A 23770-nucleotide genomic window follows, 5' to 3' on the forward strand; every position below is an offset into this window, starting at 1 on the left:
GCCAACCCGCTGCCGGCTAGTCGCATTGCCGTCTCGGCCCGCCAGAATAGGGCTGGTAGCTGTTGTCTTCCGGCCGGTAGGAGCGGTAACGGCTGAAGCAGGAGGCAACATGGTCGTCGTCGCCGGTGGCCGCGTAGGCACCCAAGCCCGGGCCCTCGGCATAGCTGGCCTCGGCGGCGGGCGGCGCGGTGCGGTCGGCGGCGAGATAGGGCGAGACGCAGGTGCGCTGCTGCCCGCTATAGGACCTGTAGCTGTTGTCGTCGGGATTGTAAGAGCGGTAGCGGTTGGCGCACCAGGCGAGATGCGGCGGCGGCAGTTCGGCCGGCGCGATGGCGCCGGTGACGGTGGGATCTGGCTGCTGCTTGGCTGGTTCCTTGGCGGCGATGTCGGCTGGCGCGGGCTGCTCGGCCGGCACGCGTTCAAGGTTCTGTGTCGCCTTGTTCACCGGCCGCGCCTTCTTGGTCCACAGCTCCGCCACGCTGATGGTGGGCCTTGCCTCGCGCGCGGGTTTGGCGGCGAGCAGCCAGGCTGCGAAAACCAACCCGCTGCCGAACACCGCAAGGGTCAGCACGAAGCCGCAGACCAGTCCAAAAAATGCTTTCACGCCACGCTCCTTGCGTCCCTGCTAATAGAATGCGGGACGTCAAGGCTTGTTCCAGAAAAGCACGCGCGGCAGGCACATCGCTGATCGGCCGCTGGAAGGAATGGAGCGAGCCATTCAGGCGGAGAAATGATCCAGGCGGCGAGTTATCCCGTCCCCTGGATGCCGGCCATGGCGGCCGGTTTCGTTAGCGGTTGCCCCAGATGCCCTGGCCATAGCCCGGTGCAGGCATGCCGGAATTCGCATTTCCTTCAACCGCGCTGCCGGTGATGCTCTTGGTGCCGATCATGTCGGGCGCACCGCCGGACATCATCGAATGGGTCGTCGTGGTCGGATAGCTGCCGGCGGCCGGGACATAGTCCGTGCCAAAAAAATGGTCGCTGCCGGCAAAAGCCGTGCCGGAAGCAAACAGAACCGCGGCAATGGTAAGAACGATCTTTTTCATTTCAATTCTCCATCTTTCCAAAGGTGATGACAGGACCTCAACGCGCCGCCCGCACCGCGTTCCCGAGTCTGTCTCTACATTTTCATCAGGCGAAACCGGCCAGCCGCTATCCCCACGGGATCCGCGGCGGCAGGTTGCTCAGCGCATGATCGTCTTGGGTTCGTCGTGCGCTGTTGCCGCTTCATAGGGCCGTGGTGTGTGCGCAAGCGTGGTAGCCGGCGTGGTAAGAACCGCAGCAACAGTGGAATTTTGCGTGGAATGCAGCCGGAAAGCGCTGCGCGCCTGGGCTGCGAGGGTTCGCGCGCCCCTCAAATCGGCAGCTTCACCTCGCCCACCCACATGTGGTTCTCCACCGCCAGCAGCGCCGCCGCCCTCTCCTTGTCGCGCTGTCGCTTGTGCAAATAGAGCGCCACCAGCCGGTCCAGCGAGAACCTGCCGGCCCCAGTGACCGCCAGCACGAACATGCCGCCGGCGATGGCCAGGTCCTTTTCGAAATACCAGGACAGTGGCCGGCGGAAACGCCCGTTGGTTAAGGGAATGCCTTGTTACAGCCATCGTTTTGTTGCGTGGGAGCAACAGGCTCCGGATTTCGGTGAACCGCACAGAATCCGGATCACTTCACGTTGACAGGCAAAGCTTATCCATGCGCCAGTGCTTTAAGGGTTTGCTAACAATTTGCCAGCGGGGAGAAGTTAAATGTCCAGGATCAATTGTTATTTCTTGCTTGTTGCACTGTCGGCAACGGTTGGCGCCACAACGCCCGGCTTCGCTCAGCCAGTCGAATACGTGAAGGTTTGTACGCTTTACGGTGCGCGATATTACTACAGCCCGGGCACGGATACCTGCATAAACGCCGACACCGGGGTGACTCTAAAGCAAACCGCGGACGGCGTGGTGCCGTCCAAGACTGCGCTGGCACAGAGCGTCGAAGACATCGACAACCGTGTCGCCCGCGCCTTCGAAAATTCCTCGATCGCCGCGGCGTTGACCAGCCCTGACCTGGTCGCCGGCGAGCATTTTGGCGTGCGCATCAACTGGGGTAACGCCGGCATGTCCAATGCGATGGGCCTGACGGGGGCAGCAGTTCTTGGCGAGGGTCTTTTTGCGGGCGGCAGCGGCCGGCTGACAGGAACGGCCGGCGTCGCATTCGCCGGTCGCAGCGTTGGCGGAAATGCAGGCTTGCAGCTCACCTGGTAGGTGATTTTTGCCGGCGTCACGAAGATCGTGGCCGGCACCAGGGGGTTGGCGCCGCGACGAGGGAGGTGGTTCCCCCCTCCGCCTCGGCTAGCACTGCCTCAAACGGGCAACCGCACCGAAAACTGGTTCTCCACCGCCAGCAGCGCTGCCGTCATCTCCTTGTCGCGCTGTCGCTTGTGCAAATAGAGCGCCACCAGCCGGTCCAGCGAGAACCTGCCGGCACCGACGGCGGCCAGCACGAACATGCCGCCGGCGATGGCCAGGTCCTTTTCGAAATGCAGCAGTTCGTTCTGGCTGGCGAAGTTGGTGTGAAACAGCATGGCCGTCGCAAGGCAGAACAGGCCGAGCCCGATGGCGCCCAGCCGCGTCAGCAGGCCGGTTGCGATCGAGAGCCCTGCCCCCAGTTGCAGCGCGACGGTGGCGACGAACAGCGGCAGGCCGACGCCCAACGCCGCCATCGCCTTGGCGGCGGCATCGAAATGGGTGGCCAGTGTTGCGCCCTCATGCAGGAAGATGAGGGACAGCAGCAGGCGGCCGGCAAGCAGGGTCACATCCCCAGCGTGGTATTTCGTGGCGAGGCCGGCGAGCTTCGCGGCGATGTCGTTCGGTGTCATGGGTCAGCCTCCATTTTGAAAGGGCCGGAGCCGGCTCGAGGGAGAGGCGCCAGCTCCGGCAACGGGCGTCAGCCACGAGCGCCCAAACTGCCCCCGAGGGGAGATGTGGGTGAGGGGGAACCTACTGCGTCACCTTGGTGTCGATGGCTTTCTGCAGGTCGGAAAGCTCCTCGCAGCCGGCGGGGCAGAGTTTCTGCAGCGACGCCAGTTGCTCCCCGGCCTTGGCCAAGTCGCCGGTCTCGACATAGAGCTCGCCAAGATATTCGCGGGCGGCCTTGTGGTCGGGCTTCAGCTCCAGCGCCTTGTTGTAGTAGGTCAGCGCGGTGGTGAAGTCGCCGGTCTTGCGCAGCGTGAAGCCGAGCAGATTGTAGACATCGGCCTGCTGGTTGTCCTGCGCGAGATCGCGCAAATCGGCCAGCGCGCCCTTGTAGTCCTTGGCGGCGATCTTGGCCTGCACGGCGGTGAGGTCGGGCGCATCGGTGCCCTCGATATCGTCGACCGCATAGGCCGGTATGATTGTGGCAACAGGAACCACGGTCAGCACGGCAATGGCGCCGAGCAGGCCGTACAGGGCGTTTCTGCCCAAGAAGGATTGTTTCATTGTCTTTCTCGCTTGTCGGGTTGCCGTGATTAAATCTGCACGGGCGTGAAAGCGTAGGCGCTGCCGTCTTTCACGAAGACGCCGGCGCCGGGGAATGGGAAATGCGAACCGGAAATGCGGATGTTGTCCGCGATCACCCGGTCGACGATCTTGTGGCGCGTGGCGATCGCGGTCGACCCGTCCTGATCGTAGGCACCCTGCCACTCCGGATGCGGCGCCAGAAGGGCCGGCACATACATGGTGTCGGCCGAGATCATCAGCTGCTCCCCACCGGAATTGGCGAGGTAGACCGAGTGGCCGGGCGTGTGACCGGGGGCGGCGATGATCTGGATGCCGGGCGCGACTTCGGCGCCGTCCTCGACCAGCTTCCAGTTCTTCCATTTCGGAAAATTCTCGGCGATGCGCTTGCCCGCCGGCTTGCGGCCCTCGGGCAGCTTGGCCAGCCGGCTGGGGTCGGTCCACCAATTGTATTCCGTGGCGTTGACGATCAGCTCGGCATTGGGGAACACCGGCGTGTTGGTACCCTTCTCCATCAGGCCCCAGACATGGTCGGGGTGAAAATGCGAGATCATGATGGTGTCGATCGCCTTGTAGTCGATGCCGGCGGCGGCCATGTTGGCCGGCAGATGCGTGGCGTTGGCCTGCCACTGGCCGACGCCCGAGCCGGCATCCATCATGATCAGCCGGCCGCCCATCTTGAGCACGACGACGGTGAGCGGGATGGGCATGAACTCGGTGGGCAGCCCGGCTTTGGCAAGAGCCGCCTTGGTGTCGTCGACCGATACATCCTTGATGAAGGCCGGGTCGTGGGGCTTGCGCCAGATGCCGTCATAGACGGCGGTGACCTCGATATCGCCGACCTTGTATTTGTAGAAGCCGACGGTCGGCTCGACCGGTGTTTGCGCGAAAGCCGGGCGTGTGAATTCCAGCTTTCCGGCAAGGCCGAAAGCAGCGGCGGCGGCGGCTGAGTGAAGCACTGTGCGACGTGTCATGCTGAACATGGTGGTCTCTCCTTTGGGTTGCGTGGCGGAAGGCGAAAAATCGGAAGAAATGACGGAGGGCCAAGCCCCTGGCCCTCCGTCCTGATGCGGTTGAGGCGCGCCGACGGGACCGGCGCGATGCTCATGAACTCAGCGGCCCCAGATGCCCTGGCCGGGTTCTTCCGCATCGGATTTCATCGATGCCTGCATGCCGTGCCGAACCATGTCCGCCTTGCGGATCGAGGCGGTGTAGGTGTTGTCGATGGTGGCGGTGGCCTGGGTGCTCGTGCCGAAATGGTCGCTGCCGGCAAAGGCAGAACTCGAGGCAAGCAACATCGCAGCCACGCTGAGAGCGAGCTTGGTCATTTCCGATAAATCCTTGTTGCGTTTCTTCATGTCGCGGGCCGCTCGATTGGCCCCGCTGAAATGAAGACCCGGAAGGGCGGCGCTTTATTCCCGGGCCTCGCAAGATTCTTTTGGAGGAAGGAATCCGGGGCAAAAAAGAGCACCGAGACACAATCCAGAAACAATATTCAACAGTTCGGAAAAACTGGCGAAAAGATCGGATGGCATAAGCGTGTCCCAGCGACCGGAAATCGGCCGCACAGCGCATGGGATTGGGCACGGGCAATGCAACGCGGTTCGAACGGATGGATGTCGCTCGCCGCCAGCGGTGCGTCTGCCTCCGCCCCGCGCCCTGCGCGCCGGTCATTCCACCTTCACCAACAACGTCAAATTGCAGCGGCCGTACAGCCGACAATGCCTGCTTGAGCGGCGGCACGATCGACATGTGCCTGGCACGGTTCGGCTAGGATAAGAAAGTTTTGGAAATGGACCACGGTGTCGATATCGCCGAACTGGACAGGGAAGCGGCAAGATCGGGCAGCGAGCCCGATCAGGCGGGCCTGGACAGCATTGAAGCCCTTGTGAGGATCGCCCCGCGGGCGCGCAGCCAGATCCTGGCGGGCGCCGATTTCGCCCTGGCAAGTCAGCCAGATGAGCGGCTCGATGCGGTCTTCGAGCAGCTCGCCGAAACCTTTGCCGCGCTGCCGGCCGTGATCAGCGAGGGACGTGTCTGGACCTATCGCGAGCTCGACAGGCGAGCCAACCAGTTCGCCCGCCTGCTGGTCGAGCGCGGCGTGCGGCCGGGTCACCGGGTCGGTCTCATCCTCGACCGGTCGGCGGAGACCTATGTCGCGGTGCTCGCCGTGATGAAGGCCGGCGCCGCCTTCGTACCGCTGGCCACCGCTTTCCCGCAAGAGCGCATGACGCTCATCATCGAAGACGCCGGCGTGAGCCTGATCGTCACCATCGCCGCCTATGCGGAGCGAGCCGGTCAGCTGCCGGTTCCCCATGTGCTGATCGACAGCGCCGTCGCCGACATCTCCGCGCGCTCCGACGCACCGCTGCGGCTCGACGCGCCCGCTTCCGACGACACCTGCTACATCCTCTACACGTCGGGCACGACAGGCAGGCCGAAGGGCGTCGCCATCCGGCACCAGAGCTTCGTCAATTTCATCCGCGTCGCCGCCGCATCCTACGGATACCGGCCGGGCGATCGCGTCTACCAGGGCATGACCATCGCCTTCGACTTCTCCTCCGAGGAGATCTGGGTGCCCTTCGTAGCCGGCGCGACGGTTGTGCCGGCGCCCGGCCCACTGACGCTGGTCGGCGAAGAGCTGGCCGATTTCCTGCGTCACCATGAAATCACCTGCATGGCCTGCAGCCCAACCCTGCTGTCGTCAATGGCGAGCGACGTGCCGAGCCTACGCACGCTGCTGGTGGGCGGCGAGGCCTGCCCGCACAATCTGGTGGTGCGCTGGTCCAGGCCCGGCCGAAAGATCCTCAACACCTATGGCCCGACCGAGGCGACCGTCACCGCGACGATGGGTGAACTGACGCCCGACAAGCCCGTGACCATCGGCGCGCCGCTGCCCACCTATTCCATCGTCATCCTCGACCCTTCGCTGCCTCGGCTTGCCGAGCCGGGCGAACTGGGCGAGATCGGCATTGCCGGCATCGGGCTCGCCGTGGGCTACCTCAACAGGCCCGACCTCACCGACCAGAAATTCATCGCCGATTTTCTCGATCTGCCCAACAACCCGTCGCGGCGCATCTACCGGACGGGCGACCTTGGCCGGATCAACGACGACGGCGAGATCGAGTATAACGGGCGCATCGACACCCAGGTGAAGATCCGCGGCTACCGCATCGAGCTCGGCGAGATCGAGGCGGTGCTGCTCGACCAGCCGGAGATCGCGCAGGCCGCCGTCACCACCTGGGAGATCGAGCCCGGCCGCGTCGAACTCGTCGCCTATTTCGCGCCCAAGGCCGGCCTGCCGCCGCTGTCGCGCGCCGACATTGCCAGCACGATGAAGCGGCGCCTGCCGGATTACATGGTGCCCTCCTATCTGGAGGAACTGCCGGCGATCCCGATGACGGTTTCCAACAAAGTCGACCTTCGCCAGCTTCCGAAGCCGACCAGCATCAGGCTTTCCACCGACCGCGAGATGGTGGCACCCGGCAATGACGACGAGCGCTTTCTGGCCGAAGCGCTGGCCGCGGTGCTGAAATTCGACGCGGTGTCCGTCGAGGACAATTTCTTCGACGACCTCGGCGCCAACTCCTTGCTGATGGCCCATTTCTGCGCGCGCGTGCGCAACAGGAAGGAATGGGCGACGGCCTCCATGCGCGACATCTATCTCTATCCGACCGTGGCGCGCCTGGCCAAGCATCTGCGCGTGGCGGAAGAGATGACGACGGCCACCAACGAACCTGTCCTCACCCGCCAGGCGTCGAGCCTTGTCTACTGGACCTGCGGTGCCGCGCAGCTCGCCTTCTACGGCCTCTACAGCTATGTGGCGCTGTGGGCGATCAATGACGGCCTGAACTGGGTCTATGACGCGCTCGACGAGCCGCTGCAGCTCTACATCCGGTGCGTAGCGCTCTCGGCTGGCGTGTTCTTCGGCATGTCGGGGTTTGCCGTCGCCGCGAAATGGCTGCTTGTGGGCCGCTGGAAGGCCGAAACGTTCCCAATCTGGGGCCTGCGCTACTATCGCTTCTGGGTCGTCAAGACCTTGATCCGCACCGCGCCCGTGGTCCTGTTCCGCGGCAGCCCGCTCTACAGCATCTACCTGCAGCTGCTTGGAACCAGGATCGGCAAGAACGCGGTCATCGAATCCAAGTCCGTGCCCGTCTGCACCGATCTCATTTCGATCGGCGCCCAGACGATCCTGCGCAAGGAATCGATGATCCTCGGCTATCGGGCCCAGGCCGGCTATATCCACACCGGCCCGCTGACCATCGGCCGCGACGCTTTCGTCGGAGTTGGCTGCACCATCGACATCGACACCAAGATCGGCGACGGCGGCCAGCTCGGCCATTCGTCCTCGCTGCAGCGCGGGCAAAGCATCCCGGACGGCGAACACTGGCATGGATCGCCGGCGGTGCCGACCACGGCGGACTATTGCAAGGTGCGCGCCGTCGATCCGTCCAATGTCCGGCGCGTCCTCTACGAAGCGGTTCAGTTGATCGGGCTGTTTGCCATCGTCACCCCGCTGCCGCTGCTGTTCCACAGCTATTGGGAAAATGTCGGCGACGACTATCAGGAGACGATCGGCCTGGTCGCGATCGGTACCACGGTCACGCTTCTCGGATACATCGCCGCGGCCTTCCTCGCCGCGACGGTCGTGCCGCGCCTGACAAGCCTGGTGCTGAAGCCCGGCCGTACCTACTCGCTTTACGGTTTCCGCTACTGGCTGCAGACCGTCGCCGAATTCTCGAGCAACTCGCGCGTGCTCGGCCTGCTGTTCGGCGACAGTTCGGCCATCGTCCACTACATGCGTGCCATCGGCTGGAACCTCAACAAGGTGGTGCAGACGGGTTCCAACTTCGGCTCCAACCAGCAGCACGAAAACCCTCTCCTGTGCGAGATCGGCACCGAGACCATGGTCTCGGACGGGCTTTTCATGATCAATATGCACAAGTCCGCCACCGCCTTCAGGCTCGAGCCGACGCGCATCGGCGAACGCAACTATCTCGGCAACAACATCTACTATCCGCCGGATGGACGCACGGGCGACAACGTGCTGCTCGGCACCAAGGTGATGGTCCCCGTCGATGGACCGTTGCGCGAGAATGTCGGGCTTCTGGGCTCGCCTGCTTTCGAGATCCCGCGCATGGTGAACCGCGACAAGGAACTCATCGCCGGCGTCGACGAGGCGGACCGCCGCCAGCGCATCCCGCACAAGAACCGCCACAATCTGGTGACCATCCTGCTGTTCATGGCAACGCAATGGGTCATGCTGTTCGCCACGCTGGCGATCTGGGACCGGGCGCTGAACTACTACAGCGAATGGGCGGAGATCGCGCTTTTCGTCGCCGTGCTCCTCACTTCGGCCATCACCATCCCGTTCTACATACTGGTCGAGCGGGCAAGCCTTGGCTTTGGCAGGCTCAAGCCCCAGATCACGACGATCTACGACGTCGCCTTCTGGCGCCACGAACGCCACTGGAAGCTCGCCGATTCACCGATCGTGCGCCTGTTCAGCGGCACGCCGTTCCGGCCGGTGATCCTGCGCCTTTTGGGCGTCAAGGTCGGCAAGCGCGTCTATGACGGCGGCAGCAACCTGACCGAACGTTCCCTGGTGGAGATCGGCGACGACGTCACTCTCAACGAAGGCTGCGTCATACAGGCCCATTCGCTCGAAGAAGGTGCCTTCAAGTCCGACTACATCCGCATCGGCAATGGCTGCACGCTCGGGCCCTCGGCCTTCGTCCACTATGGCGTGGTGATGGGCGAAGGCTCGGTGGCCGACACCGATTCCTTCGTGATGAAGGGTGAGGAGCTGGAGCCCAACTCGATTTGGCGCGGCAACCCGGCCAAGCTGCATCGGTTCGTGACCCCGGTCGCCGACGATGGCGCAAAGTGACGGAACGTTCCGCGAGATGTTGGAAATCCGTCTCGTCCCGGTGACCAGGGCCAACCGGGCCCAGGTCGCATCCCTGCAACTGGCGCCGGAGCAGATCGATTTCGTCGCCGGCAATGCGGACTCCCTGGACGAAGCCCGATCCGACAGGGATGCACGGCCACGCGCGGTGATGGCTGGGGACCGTGTCGTCGGATTTCTGATGTACGAGGCGCCGCGCGATGACGACGAGGCGCGCATCTATCGCTTCATGATCGACCGTTCCAGCCAGGGCAAAGGCTACGGCAAGGCCGCGCTGCGTGAAGTGCTGGGCGAAATCCGGGGGCTCGGCCACGTCAGGCACGTTTCAATCTGCTACGAGCCGGAGAATGAGGCGGCCCGGCAACTCTATCGCACCGCCGGTTTCGTCGAGGAAGGCCTCGACGAGGACGGGGAAATGATCGCCGAGCTCGTGCTGCCCGCACCGAGCGGCCGATGACACTTCCCGCAATTCCGTCCGCCTTGGAGCAGCTTGAGGAAATCTCGCTCGCGCGGGCGCTGGCCGCTATCGCCCCCGACGGCGTCCGCACCGGATGCCGGATGATCCGTGGAGGGGACGAGGCGCACCTCTTGCCGGCGGAGGCGCAATCCATCCCGGCGCGCCAGCCGGCCATGCGGCGCGCGAGCGGCGCCGCCCGGTGGATCGCGCACGGGCTGCTGGCGGAAATCGGCGTCGGCGACGTCGCCATCTTGCGCGCACCATCCGGCGCGCCTGCCTGGCCCGGCGGGGTAACCGGTTCGCTCGCCCATGACGACGAGATAGCCGTGGCCGCGGTCGCGCCGCTTGGCGACGTGGCCTCGCTCGGCATCGACGTCGAGCCGGCGCTGCCCCTGCCCGACGAGCTCCTGGCGCTTGTTGCGATTCCTGCGGATCGGACAGGCGCGGCGCCCCTCCATCTTGCCAGCCGCATCCTCTTTTCAGCCAAGGAGGCGGTCTACAAGGCGGCATATCCGCTCGACCGCGAAATCCTGGGCTATGAGGACATCGCCGTGGATCTGGCCGCAGGCAGCGCGGTGACGAAGACGGGCCGTCGCGTCCGCCTCGTATACTGCATCGTTCCGCGCGTGGTCGTGCTGGCGTTCGTCGTGGCGGATGCGGACTAGCTGATCCGGCGCCGACGCGCCTGCTTCTTACGCTTCGGTGATCTCCGTATATCCCCTCACCGCACCATCCAGCCCGCGTATCCGCCAGCTCTCCCCGTCGCGTCCCTCGATAGGACAAGGCCCGAGCGGCACCTTGCCGCCGCCTTCCGGCAGGTCGAGCACATAGACGGGATTGCAGATGCCCGACAGCCGCGCCCTGAGCGCCTCCACCAGCGCCTGGCCCTGCGCGATCGTGGTGCGCCTGTGCGCCATGCCGCGCGCGAGGTCGCCATGGTGCAGGTAATAGGGTTTTACCCCCAACCGGTACATCAACTCGCGGCAGAGTTCTTCCAACACCTCGACGCTGTCGTTGACCCCCTTGAGCAGAACGCTCTGGTTGAGCAGCACGAAGCCCGCCTGGCGCATTGTCCGGCAAGCCGCCTCGGCAGCGTCGGTGATCTCGCGTGCATGGTTGAAATGGGTGACGACGGTGACCATCAGCCGGCCTTGCAGCGCTTCGACCAGCCCCGGCGTGATGCGTGACGGCAGCGCCACCGGCACGCGGGTGTGGATACGCAGCAGCCGCACATGGGGGATAGCCTCGATACGCGTGAAGATTTCGGCCAGTGCCTTGTCCGGCAGCGACAGCGGATCGCCGCCGGTCAGGATCACCTCGCGTATCTCGGAGTGGTCGGCGATATAGGCCAGCGCCGGCTCCAGCGCCTCGCGCGTGTAGCCGCGGCCGATCGAAGTCAGTGATTCCTTGCGAAAGCAGAACCGGCAATAAACGGCGCATTGATAGGTCGGGAACAACAGCACCCGGTCGCCATGGCGATGCGTCAGCCTGGGCACCGGGCTGAAGTCGTGATCGGCGATCGGATCGCCAAGCTCGCCCTCCGCTTCCACCAGTTCGTCCGGCGACGGGATCACCTGTGCCCGGATCGGGTCGGCCGGGTCGTTCCAGTCGATCAGGTCGAGATAGGTCTTTGGCACGCGCACCTTGTGAAGCGTCGCGGCTTGCTGGGCGGCTTGGCGCTCGGCGGGCGACAGCGGCAAGGCGGCCAGATCGCGGACATGCCGCACGCCTTGGCGGACATCGTCCTGCCAGGTAGCGTCGGTGGCACGGGTTGCATCTTTGAGGTCGGTCATTGCAGGTCTCGGGCTGTTCGCGCGGACCTATCGGCCGGATGGGCGGTTGGGTCAACCACCATGGACGCCAAACGATGTCTGCCCCGCCCTACGGCGCCCCCTCTGTCCTGCCGGACAGAGGGGGGCGTCGTAGGGCACCAACCTCGCAAGGCATCCAACCTTCACACCGTCCGCCCGCCTCCTGCAGCCATCTCCACAAAGGCGCTCTCAATGCTCTCGAACCTCAACTCCGGATAAAGCGCACCGGCCTCGGGAGTGGCCGTCTCCAGCGCGGTCTCGCCGCGGATCCAGAATGCGCGCAGCAATGCGAGGCCAGGGACGGCCGCGATCAGCGCCTCCAGCTCGTCGGCGTTCATGTGCTTGATGCCAGGCGAGCGGCCGCTCACCTTGCGCCACAGCTCGATCATCTCGTTCTGCGTGATCCTGTTCTGCGCGATGCGGATTTCGCGGCGGACGGCACCCGGATCCTCCAGCGCACGCAGGGTGACGGCGGCGATGTCCTTTTCGCTGACGAAGGTCGCCGGCACATTGCCATCGCCGTAGAGCGTGACCTCATCCGGCGGCAGCACGGCCGAGCCGAACCGCGTCAGGTCGCCTAGCGTGGCCACCCAGGTCGAGAAGAAGCCATTGGTGTAGATCACCGTATAGGGCAGATCGGCTTGCCTGACCGCATCGAACACGGCTCGCTTGATGTCGAGCGGTTCGATCGAGCCGGGTGCGGCGGCGGCAAAGTCGAGGCCGAAGCCGGCGGAGGGCACATAGCGCGAGACGCCGGCATCCTTGATGGCGCGCACCAGCGTCATCTCGCTGGCCGAGCCAACATGCACCGAGCTGATGACGCGATCGACCTTGCCGACGGCGCGGACAAGGCTGTCATAATCGTCGAGATCGCCGACATGGACAGTGGCGCCGAGGTCTCGCAGCGGGCGCATCCGCTTCTCATTGCCTGCGGTTGCCGGCCGGACAAGGACATGCAGGCTGTCTCCATTGCGCGCACTCGCCTTCGCCATTTCCCTGCCCAGAACTCCCGTCGCGCCGATGATCAGGGTGCTGCTCATATTCCCCTCCCATTGCCCAGAATGCCGTTGCCAAGAATGGAACCGTCCCAGTCGCGCTCCAGGCCGATGTCGCGCAGGCGGCGATCCGACAGGCGTGAAACCTGGCGCAGGGTGCGGCGGTGCTCGAATGCTGCTGCGCTTCGCATGGCAAGGCCGCCTATCGCGGCGCCGATATATCCAAGGGTCATTGTTCGTCTCCTGTGTTCATTGGGCGCAAGGATGCCGGTGCCGCCCAGCGGGCGAGCATGACGATCGCTCACACTCATGTCTGGTCTTCAGCGCATCGGCGAGCCGGAAAGCTCGATGTGGATGCGCGGTACGCCTTGAATATTGGCCATCTTTGGGCTGGACGACAAACGACTCTTTGTGCAGGATTTGTGAGCAACGCTCACAGGTCGAAATCATGCCGCGCAGACTGCCGCCCCTCACTGCCCTGCCCGCCTTCGACGCCGCCGCCCGGCATTTGAGTTTCACCAAGGCGGCGGAAGAGCTCAACGTCACCCATGGCGCGGTCAGCCGCGCCATCCGCAACATCGAGGACAGGCTGGGCATCCAGCTGTTCGATCGCGGGACAAGGTCGGTGCGCCTGACGCCGGTGGGCACGGCCTATGCGGCGGAGGTCGGCAAGGCGCTGGACCAGATCGCCGCCGCCACCATCGCCGCCACGCCCGACCGCTCGACGCGCGTCCTGAACGTCAGCACTTCGGACGGCTTCGCCGGTCGGTGGCTGGTGCCGAGGCTGCATCGCTTCCACCGCGCCAACGCCGATATCGACGTGCGGTTGTCGACCTCGGGCGTGTTTGCCGATTTCGTCAGCGACGGCATCGACATCGCCATCCGCTATGGCCGGGGCGACTACACCGGGGTGACCGTCGAGTTTCTCGCCGATGAGGAGGTCTTCCCGGTCTGCAGCCCGGAACTCCTGGCGGGTGAACATCCGCTGCGCCGGCCCGAGGATCTCAGGCATCACAAGCTGATCCACGACGCTTTCCGCATCGACTGGGCGACATGGCTGGACCAAGCGGGCGTCACAAACGTCGACGCCAAGCGCGGCGTACGCTTCGATTCCGCCACCTTCGCCGTCGAGGCGGCGGTGCATGGCGAAGGCGTGCTGCTCGGCCGCAGCGCGCTGGTCTCGGCCGACCTTGCGGCGGGGCGTCTGGTCCGGCCGTTCGACCTCGCGCTGAAATCGGCGGCTCGCTACTACGTCGTCTATCCCGAAGGCGCGCTGCGCCAGAAAAAGATCAGGGCGTTCCGCGATTGGCTGTTCGCCGAAATCGCGGCCGACTGGGCCGGGATGCCCAGGAGTGATTGAGCGGCGCCCCCCCACCCCGCTGCTTCGCAGCGACCCTCCCCACAAGGGGGGAGGGTTAGGGAGCGCCTTGTTCACCTATGCGACCGTGCCTTTATGGAAATGCAGAAAAGCTCGGCTCCCACCTCCCTTGTGGCGAGGTCGGACCGAAGGTCCGGGTGGGGGTACTGGCGCAAACCTTTCCCTGAGCTACTCCTTGGCGCGATAGGCTTCCGGCACGACGAACACTTCGTCGGCGCGACCATAGCCGCCGTCGGCGACCTCCTCGACCAGCACCATCGTGTAGGGCCGTACGCCCTCGCCGAAAAAGTCGACGAACATGGCGGTGATCCGATGGATGAGGTCTTCCTTCTGGGCCTTGGAGAGGGCCGCCTGCGGCATCTTGATGTTGGCGAATGGCATGATCGTTTCCTTTTGTGTTGAAGTTGGATTTCAGGCTTTGGGATGGAGCAGCCGTCCGGCGGCTGGAGACGCCGTCGACAGCCTCCTTCAGATCACGCCGCCATTGGCGCGGATGATTTGCCCGTTGACCCAGAAGCTGTCCGGCCCGGCTAGGAACGAGACCACGCCGGCGATGTCGTCGGGCTGGCCGAGCCGGCCGAGCGGAATCATCTTGCCGATCGCCTCGATCTGCGCCGCGCTCTTGCCGTCCGTGAACAGCGCCGTCTCGACCGGTCCGGGCGCTACCGCGTTGACGGTGATACGGCGCGCGCCAAGCTCCTTGGCCAGGATGTGCGTCATCGCCTCGACCGCCGCCTTGGTGGCAGCGTAGACGCCATAACCCGGCTGATAGAGGCCGACGACGCTGCTGGAGAATGAGATGATGCGGCCACCATCACGAAGCCGCCGCGCGCCTTCGCGCATTCCACGGAACACGCCGCCGAGATTGGTGGCGACCTGGTGGTCGAAGGAGGCGTCATCGGTCTCGGCGACCGGCGAAAGCTTCATGATGCCGGCATTGTTGACGAGAATGTCGACGCCGCCGAACGCCTGTTCACCGGCATCGAAAAGCATGGCGATACCAGCCGGATCGGCGATGTTGGCCTGGACAGCGATTGCCTTGCCGCCACCGGCTTCAATGGCGCTGACGACCGCTTCGGCCTCGGTGCGGCCTTGCGAGTAGTTGACGACGACGGCCATGCCGTCGCGGGCTAGCCGCTGCGTGATCGCTGCGCCGATGCCCTTGGAAGCGCCGGTTACGATCGCCGCTCTGGTCGGAATGGGTGTCATGGAAGTCTCTCCGTGTTGTCGGTGACACGGGATATAGACCATGCCATCTTCCGGATAATCAGCTTCCTATTGACATCACTATTCGTGATTTGCGAACAAAGACCATGGATCGCCTGGACACGATGCGGCTCTTCGTCCGCGTTCTGGAGCGGCGCAGTTTCACCGCTGCTGCCGCCGATCTCGGCCTGCCGCGCTCAACCGCCACGGAAGCGATCCGGCGGCTGGAAGAACATCTCGGCGCGCGGCTCCTGGAGCGGACGACGCGGCAGGTGAATGCCACGCAGGATGGCGAGGCCTATTACCGGCGCTGCCTGTCGATCCTGGCCGAAATCGAGGATGCGGAAGCGGCCTTCCGCAATGCCGAACCCTTCGGCCTGCTGCGCATCGACGTCAGCACGCTGCTTACCCGGACATTTCTTCTGCCGCGCCTGCCGGAATTCCTCACCCGCCATCCCCGCATCGACCTGCAGATCGGCCAGAGCGACCGGCTGGTCGATCTGGTGCGCGAGGGCGTCGATTGCGTCATCCGCGTCGGCGAGCCGCCCAACAGCGGCATGATCATGCGGCGGCTGGCCATGATCCGCGAAATGACCTGCGCCAGTCCCGCCTATCTCGAACGCCACGGCACACCCGCCTCACCCGACGCGCTCGACGGCCACCAGGCGGTCGGCTTCGTCTCGTCGCGCACCGGCGAGGTGCTGCCCTTCGAATTCACCGTCGGCGGCAAGACCCGCGAAGTCAGGCTGCCGGGCCGCGTCGCCGCCAACAATTCCGACACCGCCGCCGACCTGGCCAGGCTTGGCCTCGGCCTCATCCAGGCCCCACGCTATCGCTTCGAAAAAGATCTTGCCGACGGCACGCTCGTCGAGGTGCTGGCAGACTACCCGCCGTCATCGACGCCACTGTCGGCGCTCTACCCGCAGAACCGGCAGCTTTCGCCCCGGCTGCGCGTCTTCCTCGGCTGGGCCGCGCGCATCTTCGCCGATGCGAACCTCTAGAGGTGAGATCCAGCCCTATTCGCCGGCGATCAGCACGATCTTTGCCGGGTCGAAATCGATGCCGACGACGGTTCCTTCCGCCACGGCGGGCGAATGGCGAATGTCGCGAGACCAAGCCACGCCCTGCCCCGCCTGCGATCAAATGGACCTTTCATCGATATTCCTCCCTTAACCTGCTCTTGAAATTCAACCGTCGTCGAGCGGCACTCCGATCACCTGGGACAGCGTCGCCGCCACGCCCGGCGCTGCGGCAAGCACGGGATTGCCCTTCGTCATGCCCTCACCGTCGAGGAACCGGTTCACCCGGCCCCCGGCCTCCTCCACCAGAAGCAATCCGGCCAGGCAGTCCCATGAATTGATATGAAGCTCGGCGTAGGCGTCCGAGCGGCCGTCGGCGACATAGGCCAGCCCAAGCGCCCCCGAACCGGAGCGCCGCACATTGGCGCCGAGCGACCAGACCAGCGCGACCTTGTCCAGATAGACGCGGTTCGGGATCCTGGGCGACCAGCCGAACTCGACAAAGGCGCGGTCGAAAGCTTGCGTCGGTGAAACATGGATCGCCGCGCCGTTGCGCGTGGCGCCGCTCCCACGACGGGCAAAATACGTCTCGCCGACGGCCGGATTGGCGATGCCGCCAATTTCGCTACGGCCGTCCTGGACAAAGGCTATGGAGATGCAGAAATGCGGAATGCCGCGCATGAAATTAGCGGTGCCGTCGATCGGGTCGACGACCCACATGCGGGCCGAGCCGGTGCCGCCGGTCTCCTCGCCCAGGAACCCGTCCTGCGGAAAGGCCTCGGCCAGCGTCGCGCGGATGTGCTCCTCGACCTTGCCGTCGGTTTCGGTGAGAAAATCCTGCGGCCCTTTCATCGCCACCGGCTGGGTGGCGTCGAGCCTGGAGTATCCCTCCATCGCCAACTCTCCCGCCGAGGTGAGCAGTTTGCGGCAGACATCGGCACGCCTGTCCATCTCGGCATCGGACAGCCGGTCCGCCCCGGGATGCGCCACTGCCGTGCTCACGCAGCCGGTCCGGACAATCGTACCCTCGATGCCCTCGTCGCTGAAATGGACAGGATATCCTCCAATGCCGTCGCATTTGTTGCACGGCTGTGCAAAGCTGTTTCATTCAGACGCAGGTGTCAAGTACGGCAGTGGCAATAGCTCGGAACTTGCGCTACGTTGCACGGCCGTGCAAGGAATCATGAGAAACAGCAGCGAGACGTTCGCTTGACCGTCCAGAGAGCCCGCAACGGTTTTTCCAGCGCCCAGCAGGTCGCCGACCTCGCCGGCGTTTCGCGTTCCGCCGTGTCGCGAACCTTCACCCCCGGCGCCAGCGTCTCTGAAGAAACCCGCGAGCGTGTGCTGCAGGCGGCCGAGCAGCTCGGCTATCACGTCAACCATCTGGCACGCGGCCTGATGCGGGCCTCCACGGGCATTGTCTGCCTTATCGTTGCCGACGGCGACACGCCCTATCACGCCCGGCTGCAGCGGATGCTGACGCAGCACCTGCGGGATGCCGGCAAGGTGGCCATGGTGTTCAACACCTCCGGCCCCAGCCACCATGTCGATCAGGCATTGCGCAACACGCTGAATTATCGCGCCGATGCGAGCATCGTGCTGTCCGGTTCGCCGCCGCAAGTCCTGATCCGCACCTGCCTCGAAAATGGCCAACGGCTGATCCTGATCAATCGCGACGACCGCTTCGACGGGCCGCACAACATCGGCGTCGACAACGCCGCAGCCGCCGAGGCGGCATTGCACGCCTTCATCCGCGCCGGTTGCACGAGGCCTGCCCTGGTCACGTCGGCCGCCGGCACACCCAGCCTTCTGGCCCGCGAGACGGCTTTCATCGCCGCCGCGCGGAAGGAAGGGCTGGAGGTGATCCTGTGGCGCGAGGGACGCACCGGCTATGCAACCGGCGTCGAGGGCGCCAGGCGCCTGTTTTCCGGCCGGCAGCGGCCGGATGCGGCGTTCTGCGTCACCGATCTCATCGCCTGCGGCTTCCTGGATGCGGCGCGCCATGAGTTCGGCATCAGCGTGCCGCGCGATCTCTGCGTCATCGGCTTCGACGATATCGAGCAGGCCGACTGGGCTTCGTATCGGCTGACGACGTTCGCACCGCCCATCGACGACATCGCCACGCACGCCGTGCGGCTGGCCACCGGTGCGCGGGAAGAAGGCGGCACCGGCAGCCGTATGATCTATCATGCCCCGATGATCTGGCGTGGCACCGTAAGGCCGGGGCAGAGCTGATGCGAAGCATGCCCCGACCAGATTGGGATGCGCACTGATGCCAAAGAAGAAGGCCATGAAGACGCGTCATATTGAGAGACCGGTCGAGGTTACGGTGAATCCCGAAATCCGTCGGATGATGCGCAAGTTCGGCCTGACCGAGGAAGAGGCGCTGCGCATGATGCGCGAGGGCAACGCCGCCCTCTATGGCTCCAGCGCCGGACACGGCCGGCAAGGATCCTAGCTCCGCCCGCCGGTTCTTCTGCCTGCGCAATCGGCGGCTTCCTTCATTGCCCATCCACGCCATCTGATGTCATTGTCGCCGCGACGGCGCTCCGTGGGGAGATGTGGCGCCGCCAGGGAGGACTGCCATGACCAGGACCGGCTTGCCGCGCTACGAGGACGCTGTTTCACGCTTTCGCATCGAAGATGAGATCGCCCGGCTCGACGGCGACCCGGCGACCGGCATCAATGCCTATGTCGAATGCTGCGGCCGCCATATCGGCAGCAACCGTCTGGCGCTGCGCGCGATCTCGGCCGGCGGCGAGCTCAGGCAATTCAGCTTCGACGATCTGGCCGATATGTCGGGCCGCGTCGGCAACCTGCTCAAGGATTTGGGCGTCGGCCCCGGCGATGTCGTCGCCGGCATGCTGCCGCGCATTCCCGAACTGGTGGCGTTGATCCTCGGCACCTGGCGCATCGGTGCCCTCTACCAGCCGCTGTTCACCGCATTCGGCCCAAAAGCGATCGAACATCGGCTCGGCTACAGCGGGGCGAAACTGGTGGTGACCAATCCAGCCAATCGCGGCAAGCTCGACGAGATCGAGACCTGCCCGCGCGTGGCAACCATTCTCGACCGCGACGACACCTTGCCCCAAGGCGACACCGATTTTCGTGCCGCCATTGCCGCCGTCTCGCCCGACTGTGAGCCGGTGATGCGCAAGGGTTGCGATCTATTCATGATGATGTCGACCTCGGGCACGACAGGCCTGCCCAAGGGCGTGCCGGTGCCGCTCGGTGCGCTGCTGGCCTTCGGCGCCTATATGCGTGACGCGATCGGACTTCGTCCCGACGACATCTTCTGGAACATCGCCGATCCTGGCTGGGCCTATGGCCTCTATTATGCCGTCACAGGCCCCCTGCAGCTTGGCATTGCCACGACCTTCAACGAAGGTCCCTTCAATGCCAGGAGCACCTATGAGGTCATCGAGCGGCTCGGCGTCACCAGCCTGGCCGGTTCGCCCACCGCCTTCCGCCTGCTGCTCGCCGAAGGTCCCGACGCCGCCGCCCGCATCAAGGGCCGGCTGCGCGTGGTGAGCAGCGCCGGCGAGCCGCTCAACCCGGAAGTGATCCGCTGGTTCGACGCGCACCTCGGTGCGCCCATCCACGATCATTACGGCCAGACCGAGAACGGCATGATGGTCAACAACCACCACGGCCTCGCGCATCCTGTCCGCGCGGGCTCCGCCGGCTTTGCCATGCCCGGCTACCGCATGGTGGTGCTGGACGAGGCCGGCAACGAGCTCGGCCCCAACCAGCCCGGCATCCTTGCCGTCGACATCGCCAACTCGCCGCTGCGCTGGTTCGACGGCTATCACCAGGAACAGACACCGGCGATATCAGGCGGCTATTACCGCACCGGCGACACGGTGGAATACGAGCCGGACGGCTCGGTCTCCTTCATCGGCCGCGCCGACGACGTCATAACCTCATCGGGCTACCGCATCGGCCCCTTCGATGTCGAAAGCGCGCTCATCGAACATCCCGCGGTCAACGAGGCCGCAGTGGTTGGCGTGCCCGATCCGCAGCGCACCGAGATCGTCAAGGCCTTCGTCATCCTGGCACCCCCTTTCAAGGGCAGCGAGGCGCTCGCCGAGGAACTGGCGCAGCATGTCCGCAAGCGGCTTTCTGCGCATGCCTATCCGCGCGAAATCGATTTCGTGACGGAATTGCCGAAGACGCCGAGCGGCAAGATCCAGCGCTTCCTGCTGAGGAAGGCGGATGTGGAGAAGCGAAAGCAAACCTGACCATGTTTTCACCATGCTCGTTGCACAATGTCTCCAGCACAACACCCTGGAACTGGAGAGATTCCCATCATGCGGCTGGTCTGGACGGTCATGTTCGCGCTGGCGAGCAGCGCGGCTTTCGCGGCATCGCCGGAGGACGACTATGTTGCCGCGCGCGACAAGGCGATTGCAGCGATCGCAGCGCTCAACAGCGCGAACGCTCCCGTGGAAGACCTCGATGCCGCCGATGCCAAGGCGCGGACCGATCTCGAAGGGCGCCTGTCCGCGCTTCTCGGCCCCCTGGCGGTCAAGGATTTCCCGGCAACCGGCACCATCAATCTGGAAAGCCTGAGCGACGCCGATGTCGGATATGGCATGCTCGACGGGCTGCGATACACCAAGAGCGATGACGGCCCGAGCCTCTTGGCAACGACGCGGGGTCTTCTCGACCGCTGGCTCCAGGCTCGGTCCGCCGAGACCGACCCGGCACTCAAACTGCCCACCGATATCAACGAAGCGCTGAAGCTCGACGCCTTCTACACCCAGGCGATCAACAGCGACGCCGCCTTCCTGGGAACGCTCGATTTTCCACTGAAGAAGCCTGATGGCGCCGACATCGCCATCGCGCGGCTCGGCGGCTGGACGCAGGATGTCGGCCCGATCTACGAGCAGCAGGTCGTCGTCACGCTGGTCAAGGGCAACAACGTCATGATCGCCTCGGCGCCCGCCACACCACCTGTTCCCAAGATCGCGGCCTGCGAGGCCTTGTGGACCGCGGCCGACGAAGCCGCCCAGAAACTCGCCGCGCAGGCGTCCGGGCAGCAGGACGAAACGGCCTATGATGCCGCCAATGCCGCCTGGGAAAAGGGCGACGGCGACTATCGCAAATGCATGGGCGAACAATTGCCGAAAGACGCGGCCTTCCCGGCTCTGGTCGGCGAAGCGCAGGCGCTTGCCGACCAGATGGCGGGGAAGTAGGCGCGGACGCCGAAGCTGCCAATCTCCCCCACTCGTGGGGGGTGAGGAGCGGCCCGCGCAGCGGACGGAAAGCCAATTGCTTGGCTTTCCGAGCGACGAACGCCGGCAGGCCAGAGGGGCGCCGTAGGGCGCCAACCCCGCTCTTCTGTCGTACGAGAGAACGCATCGCGACGACGAATGGATTGGGAGAGCCGGCGGGACAGCGCCCCCCTCTGCCCTGCCGGGCATCTCCCCCACGAGGGGGGAGATTGGCAGTTTTGCCGCGGGCGCCCAGTTCTCACCCCTTGTTGCCTTCGTATCCCATCGATATTGTCGCCGCGTTGGCAACTGCCGAGTTGCCACATCAGTTGAAAATGGTTGAAAGGAAATCCCGAATGCGCCTCGGCGCAGCGGGCGAACGAACATTGTGGGAAAATCTGAATGACGACGGATACGAAAGCGACGGAAACCAGGGCGTTCGAGGCGGATGTTTCGCGGCTGCTGCACATGATGGTGCATTCGGTCTATTCCGATAAGGACGTCTTCCTGCGCGAGCTGATTTCCAATGCCGCCGACGCCTGCGAGAAGCTGCGTTTCGAGGCCGTCAGCCGGCCCGAACTCTTGGGCGACGACCCCAAGCCACGCATCTCGATATCGGCCGACCCCGACAACAAGCAGATCACCGTCGAAGACAACGGCATCGGCATGAGCCGCGACGACATGGCGGAGGCCCTTGGCACGATCGCGCGGTCGGGCACGCGCGCCTTCATCGAGCGGGTTGGTTCCAGCACCGAAGACACCCAGCTTATCGGCCAGTTCGGCGTCGGCTTCTACTCCGCTTTCATGGTGGCCGACCGGGTCGATGTCGTCAGCCGGCTGGCGGGAAGCGAGGAAGCCTGGCGCTGGTCGTCCGACGGCAAAGGTTCCTACGAGATCGCGCCCGCCCCGCTCGAAGCCGCACCCAGGCGCGGCACCCGCGTCGTGCTGCATCTGATGGAGGACGCCGTCTCCTACACCGGCTCCTACCGGCTCGAGCAGCTGGCCAAATCGCAATCGGGCCATGTGCCGGTGCCGATCACGTTCGTCGAAAAACCTGGCGCCGAGGCGCGCGACATCGCCGATGGTACGGCACTCTGGGTCAGGCCGAAGAGCGAGATCAAGCCCGAGGAATACACAGACTTCTATCGCGGCGTCGCCGGCCAGTATGACGAGCCGGCCGCCACCATCCATTTCCGCGCCGAAGGCCGGCAGGAATACTCAGTGCTTGCCTTCGTGCCCGGCTCGCGCCCCTTCGATCTCTTCGACCAGGATCGTAAGGGCCGCATGAAGCTCTATGTGCGCCGCGTCTTCATCACCGACGATGCCGACCTCCTGCCGCGCTATTTGCGCTTCGTGCGCGGGCTGGTCGATTCCGCCGATCTGCCGCTCAACGTTTCGCGCGAGATGATCCAGGAAAGCCCGCTGCTGGCCGCGATCCGCAAGGGCCTGACCAATCGCGTGCTCGGCGATCTCGTCAAGCTGGCCGAGAATGAAAACGAGGCCTATGCGAAGATCTGGGAGAATTTCGGCGTCGTCCTCAAGGAAGGGCTCTACGAGGACCATGAGCGCCGCGAGCAATTGCTGAAGCTTGCCCGCTTCCGCTCGACCGGCTCGGGCGAAGGCTGGCGCGGGCTTGCAGACTATGTCGCGGCAATGAAGGAAGGCCAGAAGGCGATCTTCTTCATGGCCGGTGACGACCGCGCGCGGCTCGAAGCCTCGCCGCAGCTCGAAGGTTTCAAGGCACGCGGCATCGAGGTGCTGTTGCTTACCGACCCGGTCGACAGCTTCTGGGTGACGATGGCGCCGGACTTCGACGGCAAGCCGTTCAAGTCGGTGACACAGGGCGTGGCGGAACTGTCGGACATCCCGCTGCCCGACGGCGCCGCCAAGCCGGACACGGCGACGACACCGGAAGTCGACGGCTTCCTGGCCTTCGTCAAGGCGGCGCTCGGCGATGCCGTCTCGGACGTGAAGGCATCAGATCGCCTGACCGAAAGCGCCGTCTGCCTGGTCGCACCCGAACATGGCCCCGACCGTCAGTTCGAGCGGCTGCTCAACGCCGCCGGCCGCCTCGACAAGGCGGCGAAGCCGATCCTGGAAATCAATCCGCGGCACCAGCGCGTGCTGGCGCTCGCCGCCCTTGGCGAGGAGGAACAGGCCTTCAAGGACGACGCGGCCCATCTCCTCTATGACGAGGCGCGGGTGCTCGACGGCGACAAGCCGGCCGACGCCAGGGCGTTTTCCGATCGCCTTGCCCGGCTGATCGCACGCGGCATTTCGAAGGGCTGAGCCCACGCTCAG

23 protein-coding genes and 1 pseudogene are annotated in these 23770 nt (G+C 64.9%); 11 read left to right on the forward strand and 13 right to left on the reverse strand.

The features are described 5' to 3' along the window. Nucleotides 1-16: 16 nt before the first annotated feature. From LB577_RS02230 to LB577_RS02240, 3 genes and pseudogenes are all read right to left on the reverse strand, one after another. The gene (locus LB577_RS02230) at nucleotides 17-604 is read right to left on the reverse strand and encodes a BA14K family protein (RefSeq protein ID WP_224685371.1); all 588 of its coding nucleotides are present in this window, start codon (nucleotides 602-604) and stop codon (nucleotides 17-19) included. Between the two features lie 184 nt (nucleotides 605-788). Beyond that, entirely contained in the window at nucleotides 789-1046 is a 258-nt protein-coding gene (locus LB577_RS02235) for a hypothetical protein (RefSeq protein ID WP_224685372.1), read from the reverse strand. Nucleotides 1047-1354: 308 nt separating this feature from the next. Further along, a pseudogene (locus LB577_RS02240) lies at nucleotides 1355-1543 on the reverse strand (DoxX family protein); the annotation flags it as partial. A 199-nt stretch (nucleotides 1544-1742) separates the two neighbouring features. Here LB577_RS02240 and LB577_RS02245 point away from each other — a divergent pair. Beyond that, nucleotides 1743-2243 carry a porin gene (locus LB577_RS02245; RefSeq protein ID WP_224685373.1) on the forward strand — a complete coding sequence of 167 codons (501 nt, stop codon included), beginning with the start codon at nucleotides 1743-1745 and terminating at the stop codon, nucleotides 2241-2243. Between the two features lie 98 nt (nucleotides 2244-2341). On the opposite strand, the gene LB577_RS02250 is transcribed toward LB577_RS02245, so the two are convergent. The 4 genes from LB577_RS02250 to LB577_RS02265 all read right to left on the reverse strand — a co-directional run bounded on the left by LB577_RS02250 (nucleotide 2342) and on the right by LB577_RS02265 (nucleotide 4804). Continuing rightward, nucleotides 2342-2857, reverse strand: coding sequence for a DoxX family protein (locus LB577_RS02250; RefSeq protein WP_224685374.1), 516 nt, complete (start codon nucleotides 2855-2857; stop codon nucleotides 2342-2344). Nucleotides 2858-2978: 121 nt separating this feature from the next. Next, on the reverse strand, nucleotides 2979-3458 hold the full coding sequence (locus tag LB577_RS02255) for a tetratricopeptide repeat protein (protein ID WP_224685375.1): 480 nt from the start codon (nucleotides 3456-3458) through the stop codon (nucleotides 2979-2981). Between the two features lie 29 nt (nucleotides 3459-3487). After that, nucleotides 3488-4459, reverse strand: a complete 972-nt coding sequence (locus tag LB577_RS02260) for an MBL fold metallo-hydrolase (RefSeq protein ID WP_224685376.1) — start codon at nucleotides 4457-4459, stop codon at nucleotides 3488-3490. Nucleotides 4460-4588: 129 nt separating this feature from the next. Next, complete coding sequence (locus tag LB577_RS02265; protein ID WP_224685377.1) at nucleotides 4589-4804, reverse strand: DUF680 domain-containing protein; 216 nt, start codon at nucleotides 4802-4804, stop codon at nucleotides 4589-4591. Nucleotides 4805-5268: 464 nt separating this feature from the next. On the opposite strand from LB577_RS02265, the gene LB577_RS02270 reads away from it, so the two are divergent. The 3 genes from LB577_RS02270 to LB577_RS02280 are packed head-to-tail and all read left to right on the forward strand — an operon-like array spanning nucleotide 5269 to nucleotide 10509. Beyond that, the gene (locus LB577_RS02270; RefSeq protein ID WP_224685378.1) at nucleotides 5269-9369 is read left to right on the forward strand and encodes a Pls/PosA family non-ribosomal peptide synthetase; all 4101 of its coding nucleotides are present in this window, start codon (nucleotides 5269-5271) and stop codon (nucleotides 9367-9369) included. Then, nucleotides 9356-9844: a GNAT family N-acetyltransferase gene (locus LB577_RS02275; protein ID WP_224685379.1), complete on the forward strand. Its 489-nt coding sequence runs from the start codon at nucleotides 9356-9358 to the stop codon at nucleotides 9842-9844. The genes LB577_RS02270 and LB577_RS02275 overlap by 14 nt, the downstream gene beginning before the upstream one ends. After that, nucleotides 9841-10509, forward strand: a complete 669-nt coding sequence (locus LB577_RS02280) for a 4'-phosphopantetheinyl transferase (protein WP_224685380.1) — start codon at nucleotides 9841-9843, stop codon at nucleotides 10507-10509. The genes LB577_RS02275 and LB577_RS02280 overlap by 4 nt, the downstream gene beginning before the upstream one ends. 27 nt (nucleotides 10510-10536) lie before the next feature. Here LB577_RS02280 and LB577_RS02285 read toward each other — a convergent pair whose 3' ends face one another. The 3 genes from LB577_RS02285 to LB577_RS02295 form a co-directional block, all read right to left on the reverse strand. Continuing rightward, on the reverse strand, nucleotides 10537-11637 hold the full coding sequence (locus LB577_RS02285) for a KamA family radical SAM protein (protein WP_224685381.1): 1101 nt from the start codon (nucleotides 11635-11637) through the stop codon (nucleotides 10537-10539). A gap of 161 nt (nucleotides 11638-11798) precedes the next feature. Then, nucleotides 11799-12695 carry an NmrA family NAD(P)-binding protein gene (locus tag LB577_RS02290; RefSeq protein WP_224685382.1) on the reverse strand — a complete coding sequence of 299 codons (897 nt, stop codon included), beginning with the start codon at nucleotides 12693-12695 and terminating at the stop codon, nucleotides 11799-11801. Continuing rightward, nucleotides 12692-12883, reverse strand: a complete 192-nt coding sequence (locus LB577_RS02295) for a DUF1127 domain-containing protein (protein ID WP_023780458.1) — start codon at nucleotides 12881-12883, stop codon at nucleotides 12692-12694. Before LB577_RS02295 ends, LB577_RS02290 begins: the two co-directional genes overlap by 4 nt. 215 nt (nucleotides 12884-13098) lie before the next feature. Between LB577_RS02295 and LB577_RS02300 the strand changes: the two genes are divergently transcribed. Beyond that, a complete protein-coding gene (locus tag LB577_RS02300) occupies nucleotides 13099-14010 on the forward strand; it encodes a transcriptional regulator GcvA (protein WP_224685383.1) in 912 nt (303 codons plus the stop codon). A 186-nt stretch (nucleotides 14011-14196) separates the two neighbouring features. Here the strand turns inward: LB577_RS02300 and LB577_RS02305 are convergent, their stop codons facing one another. Next, complete coding sequence (locus tag LB577_RS02305) at nucleotides 14197-14409, reverse strand: tautomerase family protein (RefSeq protein WP_023767238.1); 213 nt, start codon at nucleotides 14407-14409, stop codon at nucleotides 14197-14199. Nucleotides 14410-14496: 87 nt separating this feature from the next. Next, complete coding sequence (locus LB577_RS02310; RefSeq protein ID WP_224685384.1) at nucleotides 14497-15237, reverse strand: SDR family oxidoreductase; 741 nt, start codon at nucleotides 15235-15237, stop codon at nucleotides 14497-14499. Between the two features lie 104 nt (nucleotides 15238-15341). Here LB577_RS02310 and LB577_RS02315 point away from each other — a divergent pair, with 104 nt between their 5' ends. Continuing rightward, nucleotides 15342-16235, forward strand: coding sequence for a LysR family transcriptional regulator (locus LB577_RS02315; RefSeq protein ID WP_224685385.1), 894 nt, complete (start codon nucleotides 15342-15344; stop codon nucleotides 16233-16235). 186 nt (nucleotides 16236-16421) lie between these two features. Here LB577_RS02315 and LB577_RS02320 read toward each other — a convergent pair whose 3' ends face one another. Continuing rightward, complete coding sequence (locus LB577_RS02320) at nucleotides 16422-17204, reverse strand: inositol monophosphatase family protein (RefSeq protein WP_031257980.1); 783 nt, start codon at nucleotides 17202-17204, stop codon at nucleotides 16422-16424. A 258-nt stretch (nucleotides 17205-17462) separates the two neighbouring features. On the opposite strand from LB577_RS02320, the gene LB577_RS02325 reads away from it, so the two are divergent. The 5 genes from LB577_RS02325 (at nucleotide 17463) to htpG (ending at nucleotide 23758) form a co-directional block, all read left to right on the forward strand. Next, entirely contained in the window at nucleotides 17463-18488 is a 1026-nt protein-coding gene (locus LB577_RS02325; protein ID WP_224685386.1) for a substrate-binding domain-containing protein, read from the forward strand. A gap of 37 nt (nucleotides 18489-18525) precedes the next feature. Further along, nucleotides 18526-18711 carry a hypothetical protein gene (locus LB577_RS02330; protein ID WP_023767232.1) on the forward strand — a complete coding sequence of 62 codons (186 nt, stop codon included), beginning with the start codon at nucleotides 18526-18528 and terminating at the stop codon, nucleotides 18709-18711. Between the two features lie 127 nt (nucleotides 18712-18838). After that, on the forward strand, nucleotides 18839-20494 hold the full coding sequence (locus tag LB577_RS02335; protein WP_224685387.1) for an acyl-CoA synthetase: 1656 nt from the start codon (nucleotides 18839-18841) through the stop codon (nucleotides 20492-20494). Nucleotides 20495-20563: 69 nt separating this feature from the next. Beyond that, nucleotides 20564-21451: a hypothetical protein gene (locus tag LB577_RS02340; protein ID WP_224685388.1), complete on the forward strand. Its 888-nt coding sequence runs from the start codon at nucleotides 20564-20566 to the stop codon at nucleotides 21449-21451. A 420-nt stretch (nucleotides 21452-21871) separates the two neighbouring features. After that, nucleotides 21872-23758 (forward strand): molecular chaperone HtpG, encoded by a 1887-nt coding sequence (gene htpG, locus LB577_RS02345; protein ID WP_224685389.1) that lies wholly within the window; start codon nucleotides 21872-21874, stop codon nucleotides 23756-23758. Nucleotides 23759-23770: the final 12 nt, after the last annotated feature.

It is taken from the genome of Mesorhizobium sp. B283B1A (genome assembly GCF_020165735.1).
Lineage (GTDB): Bacteria > Pseudomonadota > Alphaproteobacteria > Rhizobiales > Rhizobiaceae > Mesorhizobium > Mesorhizobium opportunistum.